Here is a 14621-nt window from a genome sequence, read left to right as displayed (position 1 = left end):
GGGGGGGGTACCCGGGAGGGGGCCCGGGTGGGCCGGGGGGCCGGGGCCCGCCCCCCCCCCCCGGGTCCGGCCCGCCGCGGCCACGGCCGCGACGGCCCTGGTCGCTGCCTTGGTCGATAAGGACATCTCGCCTCCAGGTCAGGGGGAGTCGAAGAACTGCGGGTCTGGGGACGCCGTCCGCCCCCGAGCGGCGTACGGCGTCGGGAGCCCCGTCGGGGCTCGGCGGAGAGTTCGTTCGGCGGCTCACTTGACGGCGCCCACGGTCACGCCGCGGGTCAGGGTCCGCTGGAAGATGAGGAAGAAGGCGACCGCGGGCAGGATGCCGAGCAGCGCCGAGGCGCTGGACATCGTGGCGTCCATCATCTTGTCCCCCTGCAGCACCCCGAGGGCGACCGGAACCGTCTGGTTCTCGTTGGAGATGAGGAAGACCAGGGGCAGGAAGAACTCGTTCCAGGTCCAGATGAAGAAGAAGATGAGCAGCACGCTCAGTGTGGGCCTGCTGATCGGCACGACGATCCGCCACAGGGCCCGCCACTTGCCCGCCCCGTCCAGGGCCGCCGCCTCCAGGATCTCGTGCGGGAAGCGGCCGAGCACCGAGGAGAGCAGGTAGGTCCCGAAGGCGCTCTGGATCACCGTGAAGATGATGATCACCCCGAGCCTGGTGTCGTAGAGACCGGCCTGCTTGGCCAGGTAGTACAGCGGGTAGACCAGCGCCTCCTGCGGCAGCGTGTTGGCCACCAGGAAGACGACCAGGATCCACACCCGCCCGCGCACCCTGCCGATGCCGAGCGCGTAGGCGTTGAGCACCGACAGGATCGTCGCGAGCACGGCCACCGAGCCGCTGATCAGCAGGCTGTTCCAGAGCTTGCCGCCGAAGTCGACCCGGTTCCAGAAGTCGACGATCCCGTCGAGGTACAGCTCGCTCGGCAGGCTCAGCGGGCCGCCCGAGGAGTAGTCGGCCGGTGACTTGACCGCGTTGAGCGTGACGATGACGAACGGCACCAGCATCACGACGGCCAGCACGACCAGCGAGACCAGGACCGAGTACTTCCGGATCATGATTCCCTGTCCTGAACCCGCAGGAAGAAGACCGTCACCGCGATGATCACCAGGGTGAGCACGGTGGCGATCGCCGCGCCGTAGCCGACGTTGGCCTTCTCGAAGAAGTTCTGGTAGCTGAAGTAGGAGGGCACGAGCGTGGCACCGCCGGGGCCGCCCCTGGTCAGCACGAAGATCGGCCCGAAGACCTTGAGCGCGGCGATCGTGCAGGTCAGCAGGACCACGTAGATCTCCGGCCGGATCTGCGGGATCGTGATGTGCCAGAACCGCCGCCACCACGAGGCGCCGTCCATCTCGGCGGCCTCGTACAGCGCGGGGTCGACCCGCTGCAGCCCGGACATGAAGATGACCACCGGGTAGCCGATCTGGAACCAGACCATGATCACCATGACGCTCGGCAGCGCCCAGCCCGGGTCCCCCAGCCAGTTCCTCGGCTCCATCCCCAGCAGCCCGAGCAGCTCGTTGAGCGCCCCGAACCTGGGGTGCATGATCCAGCCCCAGACGATCCCGGCCACCGCGACCGGCAGCACCTGCGGCAGGTAGTACGCGGCCCGCAGCACACTGGCCGCGCGGGGGCCGACCTTCTTGCCCACGTAGTCGAAGAGCGTGGCGGCCAGGACGAGGCCGATGAGCGTCGGGACGATCGCCATCGCCACGATGAGCGCGACGTTGTTGCGGAAGGAGGACCAGAACCGCTCGTCGGCGAGGAGCCGGGTGTAGTTATCCAGCCCGATCCACCTCGGGTCGCCGATCCCCTGCCAGCGGGTGAAGCCGATGCCGACGTTCATCAGGAACGGCACGACGATGACCGCGGTGAAGAGCACGGCGCTCGGCAGCAGGAACACCCAGTACCCGCGGTCACGAGACCTCGGCATCGGAGGTCTCCTTTCTCTGTGCTGTGCGTACGACCCGCGCCGGGACACCGTGATCGTCACGGCGCGGGCCGCGGGAGGGGTCAGTTACCGATGTCGGCGAGGTTCTCGTCGTACGGAGCGGCGATCTCGTCCAGGACCGCGTCGGGGGTCTTGGTGCCGTTGATGAGGTTCTGCACGCCCGCCACCAGCACGTCGTAGTAGCCGGGCGCCGGCCAGTCGGGGTAGAAGGCCAGCCCGTCGGAGGCCGAGAGCTTGTTGAAGTTCTCGATCAGCTCCTTGCTCTTCTCATCGGTGATCGCGGCCGTGTCGGCGGCCACCGGGATGCCGCCGGAGTTGCCGAGCAGGTGCTGGATGTCCTTCTTCATGGTGATGTCGATGAAGTCGTAGGCGAGGTCCTTGTTCTTGGCGTTCTCCGGGACGACCCAGACGTTGCCGCTGGACCCGGCGCTCATCGTGTTGCCCGGCCAGAGGAACGAGCCCCACTCGAAGTCCTTGACGTCGCTGACGAAGCGGCCGTACCACCAGCTGCCGGAGACCAGGATCGGGTACTTGCCGCCGATGAAGGAGACGCCCATGTCCTCGGCCTTGATGGCGGCGGAGTCTTTGTCGACGTAGCCCTTCTTGACCCAGTCGGCGAAGGTGTCGGCCGCGTACCTGAACTCCGGCCCCTTGAAGTCGACCTTGCCCTTGTAGAGCTGGAAGGCGTCCACCCAGGAGCGCTGCGCCTTGCTCAGCGCGAGCTGGTAGAAGATCTGCTGCGCCGGATACTCGGCGCCGCCGACCGCGATGGGGGTGGTCCCCGCCTTGACGAACGTGTCGAGGGCGGCGGTGAACTCCTCGTAGGTGGTGGGCACCTCGACGCCCGCCTTCTTGAACGCGTCCTTGTTGTAGTAGACCATCACGTACTCGGCGTAGTTCGGGACCCCGTACCACTTGCCCGCGCCCATCACACCGCGCTCGTCATACCTGGCGGTGGTCTGGATCGAGGGGCTGAGCAGCTTGTCCCAGCCGCGCTTGGTCACCTCGGGGGTGAGGTCGGTGAGCAGCCCCTGCTTGGAGAGCAGCCCCGCCGTGGCGTTGCCCTTGTTGTACTCCATGACGTCGGGGGCCTCGTCCGAGTTGAGGATCATGCCGGCGGACTGGCGGATCTGCTCGAACGCCTTCTCCTCGAACTTGACCGTCACGTTCGGGTGGGTCGCCTCGAACTGCTTGACGGCCTCGGCCCACGCCTTGCCCATCGCGCTGTCGGCGCCCTCGTAGTGCCAGAGCTTCAGGACGCGGGGGCCGTCCGCGGCGGGCCTGTCCGCCGCCTGCTCGGTGCCGCCGCAGGCGGCGAGCGCCGCGAGCGCCGCCACCGTGGCGACACCGACTCTCAGGTTGAACATGGTCTTCTCCTAGATGGTGGTGATGACGATCGGGACGTCGGCCCCCAGCAGCTCGACGCCCGCGATCCGCGCGCTTCCCGAGACGGTCACCCGCAGGCCCTCGCCCTCGGGGATCGCGGTGATCGTGGTGTCCCCGTCGTGGTCGGAGATCGTGGTGCTGCTCTCACCCACGCCGTAGGCGACCAGGGTGATCTCCCCGAACGGCCCGTCCCCGACGGCGACGCCGGGCTCGGCGAGGACGGGGATGATCGCGCCGTACCTGACGAACAGCGGGATGCGGTCCAGCGGCGTGGCGACCGTGACGTACCTGCCGCCGGTCAGCACCTCGCCGGTCCAGTGGTCCATCCACCGCCCGGCCGGCAGGTAGACCTTCCTGACCTGCTCGGGTGAGGTCATCGGCGCCACCAGCAGGTCGCGGCCGAGGAGGTACTCCAGGTCCGCCTGCCAGGCCACCGGGTCATCGGGGTAGTCGACGCAGAGCGCCCGCATCATCGGCGCCCCGGTCGCGGCGGCCTCGACGGCCGCCGTGTAGAGGTACGGCATCAGCCGGTAGCGCAGCCGCAGCGCCTCGACCGCCTCCGCCTCCACCTCGGGGAACTCCCACGGCTCCCGGCTGGTGGTGCCGTGCAGCCGCAGCAGCGGGGAGAGCGCGCCGAACTGGGTCCACCTGACGTACAGGTCGTCGGTGGGGCGGCCGGTGAACCCGCCCGCGTCGTGACTCCAGAACGGGACGCCGGACAGGCCGTGCGCCAGCCCGCCACGGAGCGTGCTGCCCATCGCCGGGTAGCTGGTGAAGGTGTCGCCGCTCCACTGCGCCGAGTGCCGCTGGCCGCCGAGGAACGACGAGCGCGCCCAGACCATGCCGTGCCCGGCGATCTCACGGGTCACCTCGGAGACCGCGTCGTTGAAGAGCAGCGTGTAGACGTTGTGCAGGTCGGTGCCCGACATCCCGTTGGCCGCGACCGCGTCGTGCGGCACCCCCTCGGCGAAGTCGGTCTTGAAGACCTGGACGCCCTGTTCGAGCAGCGGGCGGAGCAGTCCCTGGAACCACTCGGTGGCGGCCGGGTTGGTGAAGTCGACGATGCCGCAGGCCGGGTAGGAGCCGTGCCAGCAGTCGGCCACGTAGACCTCGCCATCAGGCTTTTTCAGGAGATATCCGTTCTCAGCCGCTGCCGGGAAGGCCGGGCTGAGGTGGGAGATGTACGGGTTCATCCACAGGCAGACCTTGAACCCCATCTCGTCCAGCTCGGCCAGCATGCCGGTCGGGTCGGGGAAGCCCTCGGCATCCCAGCGCAGGTCGGACCAGTGCCCGTCGGTCTGCCAGTAGGTGTCCAGGTGGAGCACGTCGCACGGGATGCCGCGCTCGCGGATCGTCCGCGCCCTGGCCATCACCCGCTCCTGGGTGTCGACGAAGAACCCCGAGGAGATCCAGGTGCCGAACGCCCACTTCGGCGGGAGCAGCGGCGCGCAGGTCAGCAGGTCGAACCGGCCGAGCACCTCGGAAGGGGTGGGCCCGGCGATCACGTAGTAGTCGATCAGGTCGTCCGGGACCACGATCTGCACGCAGCTGTGCGTGGTCTGGCAGACGTCGAACTCGACCGGCGTCCCGCTGTCCACCAGCACGCCGTAACCCCTGCTGGACAGGTAGAACGGAACGTTCTTGTACGCCCGCTGCGACTCGGCGCCGAACGCGTCGAAGTTCCACATGACCGGCCGCTGGCCGCGCTTGTCGAGCCGGGTGAACGACTCGCCGAACCCGCTGAACGCCTCGTCTGCGGGGGCGGCGAAGCTCTCGTGGTAGCCAACCACCGCACCGTTCGAGCTGGAGCGGCCGAACGGCAGCGTGCGCAACCGGCCACTGATGTCGGTGTGCCCCCGGTCCTGCTCCACCAGCGGCGCCCCGCTCGCGTCGGTGAACCTCAGGTGCCAGGGCGCCAGGGTGATCTCCGCGCGGAGCGAGCCCGCGTCCAGCAGGATCGTCCCGTCCAGGCTCTCCACCCGCGCCCCGGCGAACTCGCCCGGTGTGACCATGGAGATCGCGGCGGCCGACCGGGTCCGCGCGTCCGCGTCCTGCCCGAGCCGGACCCGGATCACCCCCTCGCCCGCCACGCTCACCTGGACCAGGAGCGTCTCCTCGGCGGAGGTCACCGCCTTCAGGATCACCCCGGCCGCGTCCGAGGCGACCGGTTCCGCCGAGATCAGCGCCGACAGGCCCTCCTCGCCGTGCGACCGGACGGGCAGCTCCGGCGGATCGGCGACGAAGTACTCGTGCGCGACCAGCGGGGGACGGTAAGGCATGGGAACTCCAGCTCTCGGCATCCTGTAGCGGAATTAGTTTTGCGTCCAAACCAACAAACGTCAATGCCTCCACCTGCCCGGGAGGGGCGCCCTCGAAACGGCCGATGCCGAGGTGACCCCGGAGGCCGGGCCACCCCGGAACGGGCCCGACCCACCGACGGCCCACGGAGCCGGGCGGCTCGCGAGGATCGAGCGTGAAACGGGCTCGACCCACCGACGGCCCGCGGAAGCCAGGCGGGGAGGCATACGGCTCACACCCATCGGCAGCCCACGACCATGGCTTGAGTCAGGCTCCCCACCTGTGGATAATTAGTTTAGATTCCATCCAAATAAGGGAGTGGCCGGTGGACTGGCCCCGAGGGTTCGGCGGGCTGTGTTACGGCGGGGACTACAACCCCGAGCAGTGGCCAGAGGAGGTCTGGAAGGAGGACGTCGAGCTGATGCGGCGGGCCGGGGCCAACCTGGTCAGCGTCGGGGTGTTCTCCTGGGCACGGCTGGAGCCCGCACCCGGCGTCCACGACTTCGGCTGGCTCGACCGCGTCCTCGACCTGCTGCACGAGGGCGGGATCGGGGTCAACCTGGCCACCCCCACCGCCTCGCCACCCCCCTGGTTCGGCCTCGCCCACCCCGACGCCCTCACCGTCACCCCCGGCGGCACCCGGCTCACCCACGGCAGCCGCGACACCTACTGCGTGCACTCCCCCGCCTACCGCGCCGCCTGCGCCGGGATCGCCCGTACGCTCGCCGAGCGCTACCGCGACCACCCGGCGCTGGCCATGTGGCACGTGCACAACGAGTACGGCACCACCTGCCACTGCGACCACGCCGCCGCCGCCTTCAGGATCTGGCTCCAGGCACGGCACGGCACCCTGGAGGCGCTGAACGACGCCTGGACCACCTCGTTCTGGAGCCAGCACTACTCCGCCTGGGAGCAGATCGCCCCGCCCCGCGCCACCCAGTACCTGCCCAATCCCGCCCAGGTCCTGGACTTCCGGCGGTTCGTCTCCGACGCGATGCTCGACCACTTCCGCGAGCAGAAGGCGGTGCTGCGCGAGCTCACCCCGGACGTCCCGGTCACCACGAACTTCGTGCTCGGCGACTGGGTCCCGGTGAACCAACGGCACTGGGCGGCCGAGGTCGACCTGGTGGCGATCGACCACTACCCGTCCACCGACCCACCCGCAGAGACCGCCTTCGCCGCCGACCTGGCCCGAGGCTGGGCCTCGGCTCCGACGCATGGCTCAGCCTCCGACCCGGCGCACGGCTCAGCCGGTCCGACACACAGCTCGGCCGACGCCCCGGTGCACGGCTCAGCCGGTCCGACGCACGACTCAGCCTCCGACCTGGCTCACGGCTCGGCCTCGCATCCAGCGCTCAGCTCAGCCGGTCCGACGCACGACTCGGCCGACGACCCGGCACATCGCCCGGCCACCGGGAAGCCCTGGCTGCTGATGGAGCAGGCGGTGGTCACCTACACCGGCCCCCGGATGCTGGCCAAGCGGCCCGGTGAGATCACCAGGCTGAGCCTGTCGCACATCGCGCGGGGCTCGCGGGGGGCGATGTTCTTCCAGTGGCGGGCCTCCCGGGGCGGCGCCGAACTCTGGCACGCGGGCATGGTGCCGCACGCCGGACCCGACTCCCGGATCTTCCGCGAGATCTGCGACCTGGGCGCGCTGCTGCCCACCCTGGAGGACGCCTGCGCGGCCCCCGTCGAGGCCGGGGCCGCGATCCTCTGGGACGTCGAGGCGAACTGGGCACTCCAGGCCCCCGGCCTGCCCTCCACCGAACTGAACTACACCGAGGCCGTACGCCAGGCGCACCGGGTGCTCTACCGGCACGGCGTCACCGCCGACCTCGTCCACCCCTCCGCCGACCTGTCGGCCTATCCGCTCGTGCTCGTTCCGAGCCTCTACCTCATCTGTGACGCCGACGCCGAGAACCTGCGCCGCTACGTCGCGGGCGGCGGCACCCTGGTGGTCTCCTACCTCAGCGGCGTCGCCGACGAACACGCCCGCGTCCGCCTCGGCGGCTACCCCGGCGCCCTCCGCGACCTCCTCGGCATCAGGGTCGAGGAGTTCCACCCCCTGCCCCCCGAGGTCGCCCTCACCTTGTCCGCCCCGTCCCCGAACGGATCCGGCCTGCGCCCGGCCGACCCCGTACCCACCGAGGCCAGAACCTCGGCGCGCATCCCCGACCAGGCCGAAACCCCCACGCGGTCCCGCCCCGGAGCCGGCACCTTCGACCAAACGGAGACCGGCACCTTCTGGAGCGAACACGTGCACCTGGAGGGCGCCGAGGCACTGGCCGTCTACACCGGCCCGCACACCCTGGGCACCCCCCTCTCCGGCCGCCCCGCCATCACTCGCCACCCGTACGGCTCCGGCACGGCCCTCTACATCTCCACCCGCCTGACCGACGCCGCCTACGCCCGCCTGCTGGGCCTGTCCCCCGCCCCCGTGGAACTCGTCCGACGCGGCGGCTGGCTCTTCGCCATCAACCACGGAGACGAGGAGCAGGAGATACAGGGGCTGCACCTACCTCCCGGCGGTTTCGCCATAAGTTGCGATCCTCACCGACCGTTCGCCGATTCTCGGTATTCGTCGGTGAGGGTCGGCGAGCCGCCGCGTTGCCGGGGTTCCCGTCTCAGCTCAGTGCAGGCGGGCGAACCACCGGTCGTCGGCCTGCCATGAGTCGACCTCGGTGAATCCGGCGGACCGGGCGATGCTCGGAAAGTCGGTCACGGAGACCCTGGCCCAGGTGAACCAGTCGCCGGTGAGGCCGAGGCCGCGCAGGCGGAGCCGGTCAACGCGGCTGACGACGCCGGGGGGCTCGACCTCGGTGAGGATCTGCCCGCCCGGCCGGACGAGTTCGCGGACGCGGCGGAGAAGTGCGTGCGGGTCGCCGCCGATGCCGATGTTGCCGTCGGCGAGGAGCACGGTGGCCCAGTGCCCGCTGCCGACGACGGGGCCGAACACGTCGCAGCACAGGACGAGGCCGCCCGCGCGGCGGGTGAGGTGAACGGCGTACGGGGTGATGTCGATGCCGAGTGTGGGCACCGCACGGCGGGCCAGCTCAACGGTGAACCGGCCGGGCCCGCACCCGATGTCGAGGACGGGGGCGAGGCACTGGGAGAGGATCGCCTCGTCACCCGGAGCCGGCCGGAGCCAGCGGGCGGAGTCCAGCGGCCGGCGGGTGCCGTCGGCGTGCTCGATCTCCACCGCGGCGCCCTTGAGGGATTCCGCATAGAGCAGGCCGATCACTACGGCGTGCCCGTTCCGGCCAGAGCGGCGGCGAACAGGGAGCGCGGAGTCAGCGCGGCCACGGCGAACACGTCCGCCGGGGTGTCCACGTCGGTCAGGCGCGGCATCGTGGCGATGCTCAGCCCGGCCTCGTTCAGTCTCCGCAACTGGATCTCACCCGTGGTCGGCTCCGACATCGGGACGCCGAGCAGCAGCGCGGGATCGGGGACACGCAGGCCGAGCAGCCAGAACCCACCGTCGGTCGCCGGGCCGAACACCGCGTCGTACGGGCCGAGCAGGGACAGGGCGGTGGCCAGCATGGCCACGGTGACCTGCGGGGTGTCCATGCCGATGAGCACGACGGGCGCGGGAAGGAGCCGGTGGGCGTCGTCGAATCGTCCAGCCCGGAGCCGCGCTGCGGCAGCAGGGTGAACCCCTCGGTGAGCCAGGCTCCCGCGGTACCGTCGAACGCGAGCACCCGGCGGGCCGCCGGTACGCGGGAGACCGTCCGCAGCGTGTCCTCCAGCGCGGCGGCCGCCAGTGCCGCGGCTTCACACGGGGTGAAGGGCGGGGTGAGGCGGGTCTTGACCCTCCCGGGTACCGGCTCCTTGGCGATCACCACGATCTGGGCCTCGGACGGCCCCATCCGCCCGGGACCGAGTGGCCCGGCGCCGTACCGCGCGGCCCTGGCCCGGCTCACGCCCCGTCCCCTCGGCCGGTGAGGACCCGGCGCATGTCGCCGATGGCCCGCAGCATGCCGCGGCAGGGTACCGGTCACCTTCGATCGGCCTGTCCGGGGCAGGTAGTCCACCTCGGCCTCACCGATCCGCCAGCCTGCGGTGGCCGCGCGCAGCACCATCTCCAGCGAGTAGCCGGAGCGCCGGTCGGCCAGCTTCAGGGCGAGCAGGTCGGCGCGCCTGCACGCTCGCATCGGCCCGAGGTCGTGCAGGGCGGCGCCGGTCCGGTGGCGGAGACGACCGGCCAGTACGGCGTTGCCGAGCCGGGCGTGCAGCGGCCACGACGCGCCCGGACGCGGGGTACGGCGGCCAAGGATCAGGTCCGCCTCCCCGGTCATGACCGGGGAGGCGACCCGCGGCAGTTGCCCGGGGTCCAGCGACGCGTCGGCGTCCATGAAGCACACGATGTCCGCCGTCGCGGCCGTCAGCCCGGCGTGGCAGGCGGCACCGAACCCGATCCTGGGTTCGTACACCACCGTCGCGCCGAACTCGCCGGCGACCCGCGCGGATTCGTCGGTCGAGCCGTTGTCGACCACGATCGGGTGGTAGCCCTCCGGCATGCGTCCGAGCACCCACGGCAAAGCCGCCTCCTCGTCCAGGCAGGGCAGCACCACGTCGACCCCCATGGTCTGACGGTAAAGCCGTGGGGCGCGCTCACCCCTTATGGGAGGGTGATGTCCTTCCGAGAAATGACCAGTTCAGGCCCGTAGTGAGAAGATTCGGAAGCCCAGCAGGGAATCGCCTCATCCGAGTGGTGCCACGGCGAGGTCACGCATTCCCTCGGCGAACCCGATCTCCGCGCGGAATCCGAGGTCACGCGCGGCGCGATCGGAGGTCGCGACGATGTGCCGCACGTCACCGAGACGGTACTCACCGGTGGTGACCGGCTCGGGACCGCCGTACTCGGCCGCGAGCGCGGCGGCCATCTCCCCGATCGTGTGCGGTTCGCCGCTCGCCACGTTGCAGACCGTCAGCGATCCCGGAGAGGTGTCCGTTTCGAGGGCCGCGAGGTTGGCGCGGGCGACGTCCCGGACGTGGACGAAGTCACGCCGCTGGCGGCCGTCCTCGAACACCCGGGGTGTCCTGCCGGCTTCCAGGGCGGACCTGAAAACGGCCGCCACCCCGGAGTAGGGGGTGTCCCTGGGCATTCTCGATCCGTAGACGTTGTGGTAGCGCAGCGCGACCGCGGTGCCGCCGGTCTCTCGTGCCCAGTTGGCGGCCAGGTGCTCCTGCGCGAGCTTGGTGGTGGCGTAGGCGTTGCGGGGATCGGCGGGCGCGTCCTCGTCGATCGCGGCGGGGGTCAGCTCCGCTCCGCACCGCGGGCAGCGGGGTTCGAACACGCCACGGGCGAGATCCTCCCGTGCGCGGGGACCCGGCCGGACCCGGCCGTGCGCGGGGCAGTCGTAGGCGCCCTCGCCGTACACGACCATCGACGAGGCCAGGACCAGGTGCCGCACATCGTGCTCCGCCATGGCGGCCAGAAGTACGGCGGTGCCGTACACATTGACCGACGCGTAGTCCGGCAGGTCGGAGACGCCGGCCCCGAGACCCACCTTCGCGGCCTGGTGGACCACCGCGTCCACCCCGCGCAGCGACCGGGTGAGCGGCTCCGCGTCGCGCACGTCACCGGCCTGGCAGCCGCCCGCGGGCCGGCGGTCGAGGCCGGTGACCTCGTGGCCGGCGGCCTCCAGCGCCTCGGCCACATGACTTCCGATGAACCCGGCCATGCCGGTGACCAGCACTTTCACCAGATCAACGTTAGTGCGACGTTCCTCATCGGCCCAGGAGGCCGGGAGGGCCGCCCTGACGGCCTTTGAGGAACGGAGCGGGCGCGGACGTGCGCCACGTCGGCGTGGGAGAGAGCCTTCGCGGGGCTTCGCCGTTAGCGTGACGGTGTGGCCGTGGATGTGTTCCCAGTTTGCCGGGGCGACGCCGAAGCCCCGCCGTGAGTGCTGGGACCTTCGGCCCGCCGGCTCCCCGCCTCCGCCTTCCGCGCTGGACCCCCCGTCTGCCCTCCGGTCTCGGGGGTGGCGCCGCGCGGGTTCCGATCCTCCTCTCCGCCGCGGCGGGACTCGTCGCGATCGCCGTATACCTGGGTGCCGCCGTGAGCCGGGTGGGCCACCCGTACGCTCTGGAGTGGCTGGAAGGCAACTCCCTGGTCGAGATGGACCGGCTGCTCGGCGGCCGGCCGCTGTACGCCGCTCCGACGGTCGACTACGTGCCCGATGCCTACCCCCCGCTGTATTTCGCCGCCTCGGCGGGCCTGGCCCGCGTGCTGGGGGTCTCCTATCTCCCGCTCCGTCTGGTCTCGCTCCTCGCCGCCCTCGGCTGCTTCGTCCTGCTGGCCCGGCTGGTCCAGCGCGAGACCGGAGACCTGGCCGCCGGGGTCGCCGCGGCGGGGCTGTACGCCGCGACCTACTTCGCCGCCGGGACCTGGTTCGACTTCGCCCGGGTGGACTCGCTGTTCCTCGCCTTCAGCCTCGCCGGGCTGTACGCCGCCCGGTGGATGCGACGGCCACGCGGCGCGATGGCCGCCGGACTGCTGCTCGCCGCGGCCTTCCTCACCAAACAGAGCGCGCTCGCCGAGGCGGCGGCGATCACGGCGGCGCTGCTGTTCGGCCCCCGGCGCCGCTTGGGCGGGGTGCTGGCGGTGACCTTCGCGGCAGTGGCCGGGCTGACCACCCTCCTGTGGGAGGTGACCAGCCACGGCTGGTACGTGTTCTATGTCGTCGAACTGCTGGCCCAGCACCCCCTTGAGCACTCCGCGGTGACGGGATTTTGGACGTGGTACCTGCTTCCCACCCTCGGCATCGCGCTCGGGGCCGCCCTGCTCGCGCTACGGCGGACCCCGCCGGTTCTCGCCATGGGCTGTCTCGCGCTCGCCGTGGAGGGGTACGCCGGGCTGCTGCACACCGGCGGCGCGGTGAACAACATGCTCCCTGTCTACGCGGCGGTGGCGTTGCTCGCCGGGATCGGGATGGGCGGTTCGAGGGCGGGCGGGGCGGTGGCCGGGGCGCTGGTTCTGCTGCAGATCGCCGTCCTCGCGACGACCACCTTCGCCGTGGGCCAGGCGGTTCCGAGCGCCGCCGAACGCCGCGTCGGTGATCGGCTCCGAGCGTGGGCAGCGGGTTTCGACGGGCCGGTGGCGGTCTTCTCCGATCCGGGCCTGATCATGGCCGCGGGGCTGCCGCCCGTGGCCCACCGAGCGGCCGTGCACGACGTTCTACGGGGTACCGACCGCGCCGCCCGAGGAGAACTGGAGCGCAGCATCGCCCGCGCGGTGGCCGGACGGCGATTCGCCGCCATCGTGGTCGAGCACCCCGCCGACCTCGATGGATTTCCCCCCGACCTGACACGGTACTACCGCCCCTGTCCCGAGAGGCTGATGGCGGACGTTCCGGACGGAGCGTTCGGTCCGATCGGCGGGTCACCGTTGCGGCCCATGACCCTGTGGCTGCCCCTGGGGCGAGGATCCTGCGCGGAGGCCGCACGCCGGCTCGGCTGACCGCCGTCGCCCACGCGAGCCCCAGACATTCGACCGCGCTCCGTGATCATTCGACAGCGGTACGCTACAATGCCCGAAAGGTACATTTCCGATATTAGGCGCCCCGAGGTCGAAACACCTGTCTCGCTGCGGGGGCACGGATTCGGGGGTGATCGGTGTCGGATCGGCCACCGCCGGGAGGCGCTCAGAACGACCGCGAGCCCGCCACGGGAGCGGGCACGAAAGCCACGAGCCCGAGAGCGTGGCTGACAGCACACCCACCACCCGGCCCGTTCCGGCCGGAGTTCTGGCGCAGCCCGCTGCGCGGCCCGTGGCTGACGTCGATGCTCGGCCTCGTCCTGCTGGTCGGGATCACGATCGTCGCGATCACCGGACTGATCTCCTACGCCGCCTACAACCCGCGGCTGCCGGTCAACGACACGACTCCCGAGCGAGGGCTGCTCGGCTTCTACCTCTTCGACTGGCCGACGCACCCGTCCTGGCTCTACCGGCTCACCCAGGGAACTCACGTCATCCTCGGGCTGACGCTGGTACCGGTGCTGCTGGCCAAGCTGTGGTCGGTCATCCCCAAACTGTTCCTCTGGCCGCCGGCCCGATCCCTCGCCGAGGCGGTGGAGCGGGCCAGCCTGCTGCTCCTGGTCGGCGGCGCGGTGTTCGAATTCGTCACCGGCATCTTGAATGTCCAGGTCTTCTACGTCTTCCCGTTCTCCTTCTACCCGGCGCACCTGTACGGCGCGTGGATCTTCCTCGCGGCGTTCGTCGTCCACGTCGCCTTCAAGCTGCCGAAGATGATCCGGTCGCTGCGGTCGCGGAGCATCCGCCGCGAGCTGCGTACCGGCCTGCGGGACACCCGGCCGGAACCGCCCGATCCCGATGGCCTGGTCCCCGTGCGCCCGGCGGCACCCACCATCTCGCGGCGGGGCGCGCTCGCCTTCGTCGGTGGCGCCTCGCTGACGATGTTCGGCCTGTCGGTCGGCCAGACCATGGACGGGCCGATGCGCCGCACCGCGCTGCTGGCCCCGCGCGGACGGGTTTACGGCCCGGGCCCCAATGATTTCCAGGTGAACAGGACCGCGGCCGCCGCGGACATCGATCCGGCCGGCACCGGCCCGCGCTGGCGGCTGGAACTGGCCGGAGCGCACCCGGTCCGCCTGGACCGCGCGCAGCTGCTGGCGATGCCGCAGCACACCTACGCGCTGCCGATCGCGTGCGTGGAGGGGTGGTCGACCGAGCAGACCTGGACCGGCGTACGGCTGGCCGATCTGGCCCGGCTGGCGGGGATGCCGCCCGGCACGGTGGAGGTGTTCGTCGAGTCCCTCGAACGCGGGGGCGCCTTCGGCCAGGCGTCGCTGAGCGCCCGGCAGGTGGCCGACCCCCGTTCCCTGCTGGCGTTGCGGGTCAACGGCGCCGATCTCTCCCTCGATCACGGTTTTCCCGCCAGGGTCATCGGCCCGAACATCCCCGGCGTGCACAACACCAAGTGGGTCCGCAAGCTCAGCTTCCACCCGGCGGCGTAGGGGACG

General features: G+C 71.0%; 10 protein-coding genes and 1 pseudogene. 3 read left to right on the top strand and 8 right to left on the bottom strand.

What is annotated here, in order from left to right:
* Positions 1-243: 243 nt before the first annotated feature.
* The 4 genes from ABT130_RS35315 to ABT130_RS35300 all read right to left on the bottom strand — a co-directional run bounded on the left by ABT130_RS35315 (position 244) and on the right by ABT130_RS35300 (position 5617).
* Positions 244-1059 (bottom strand): carbohydrate ABC transporter permease, encoded by an 816-nt coding sequence (locus tag ABT130_RS35315; protein ID WP_350963002.1) that lies wholly within the window; start codon positions 1057-1059, stop codon positions 244-246.
* The gene (locus ABT130_RS35310; protein WP_350962999.1) at positions 1056-1934 is read right to left on the bottom strand and encodes a carbohydrate ABC transporter permease; all 879 of its coding nucleotides are present in this window, start codon (positions 1932-1934) and stop codon (positions 1056-1058) included. The genes ABT130_RS35315 and ABT130_RS35310 overlap by 4 nt, the downstream gene beginning before the upstream one ends.
* Positions 1935-2014: 80 nt before the next feature.
* Complete coding sequence (locus tag ABT130_RS35305) at positions 2015-3319, bottom strand: ABC transporter substrate-binding protein (protein WP_350962997.1); 1305 nt, start codon at positions 3317-3319, stop codon at positions 2015-2017.
* A gap of 9 nt (positions 3320-3328) precedes the next feature.
* Positions 3329-5617 (bottom strand): TIM-barrel domain-containing protein, encoded by a 2289-nt coding sequence (locus ABT130_RS35300; protein WP_350962994.1) that lies wholly within the window; start codon positions 5615-5617, stop codon positions 3329-3331.
* A gap of 344 nt (positions 5618-5961) precedes the next feature.
* Here ABT130_RS35300 and ABT130_RS35295 point away from each other — a divergent pair, with 344 nt between their 5' ends.
* Entirely contained in the window at positions 5962-8307 is a 2346-nt protein-coding gene (locus ABT130_RS35295) for a beta-galactosidase (RefSeq protein ID WP_350962992.1), read from the top strand.
* On the opposite strand, the gene ABT130_RS35290 is transcribed toward ABT130_RS35295, so the two are convergent.
* From ABT130_RS35290 to ABT130_RS35270, 4 genes and pseudogenes are all read right to left on the bottom strand, one after another.
* Positions 8266-8877: a methyltransferase domain-containing protein gene (locus ABT130_RS35290; protein WP_350962989.1), complete on the bottom strand. Its 612-nt coding sequence runs from the start codon at positions 8875-8877 to the stop codon at positions 8266-8268. The genes ABT130_RS35295 and ABT130_RS35290 overlap by 42 nt on opposite strands.
* Complete coding sequence (locus ABT130_RS47860; protein WP_502992239.1) at positions 8877-9203, bottom strand: TIGR04282 family arsenosugar biosynthesis glycosyltransferase; 327 nt, start codon at positions 9201-9203, stop codon at positions 8877-8879. Before ABT130_RS47860 ends, ABT130_RS35290 begins: the two co-directional genes overlap by 1 nt.
* A 671-nt stretch (positions 9204-9874) precedes the next feature.
* Positions 9875-10153 (bottom strand): annotated as a pseudogene (locus tag ABT130_RS35275) (glycosyltransferase family 2 protein); the annotation flags it as partial.
* Between the two features lie 183 nt (positions 10154-10336).
* The gene (locus ABT130_RS35270) at positions 10337-11341 is read right to left on the bottom strand and encodes an NAD-dependent epimerase/dehydratase family protein (RefSeq protein WP_350911757.1); all 1005 of its coding nucleotides are present in this window, start codon (positions 11339-11341) and stop codon (positions 10337-10339) included.
* Between the two features lie 197 nt (positions 11342-11538).
* Here ABT130_RS35270 and ABT130_RS35265 point away from each other — a divergent pair, with 197 nt between their 5' ends.
* Together ABT130_RS35265 and ABT130_RS35260 are read left to right on the top strand one after the other, a co-directional pair.
* Positions 11539-13098, top strand: coding sequence for a glycosyltransferase family 39 protein (locus ABT130_RS35265; RefSeq protein WP_350962987.1), 1560 nt, complete (start codon positions 11539-11541; stop codon positions 13096-13098).
* A 155-nt stretch (positions 13099-13253) separates the two neighbouring features.
* The gene (locus tag ABT130_RS35260; protein ID WP_350962984.1) at positions 13254-14615 is read left to right on the top strand and encodes a molybdopterin-dependent oxidoreductase; all 1362 of its coding nucleotides are present in this window, start codon (positions 13254-13256) and stop codon (positions 14613-14615) included.
* The last annotated feature ends 6 nt before the right edge of the window (positions 14616-14621 follow it).

Source organism: Streptosporangium sp. NPDC001681 (assembly GCF_040298085.1).
GTDB lineage: Bacteria > Actinomycetota > Actinomycetes > Streptosporangiales > Streptosporangiaceae > Streptosporangium.
Note: the sequence above shows the minus strand (reverse complement) of the source record. Positions and strands in the feature narration are given on the sequence as shown.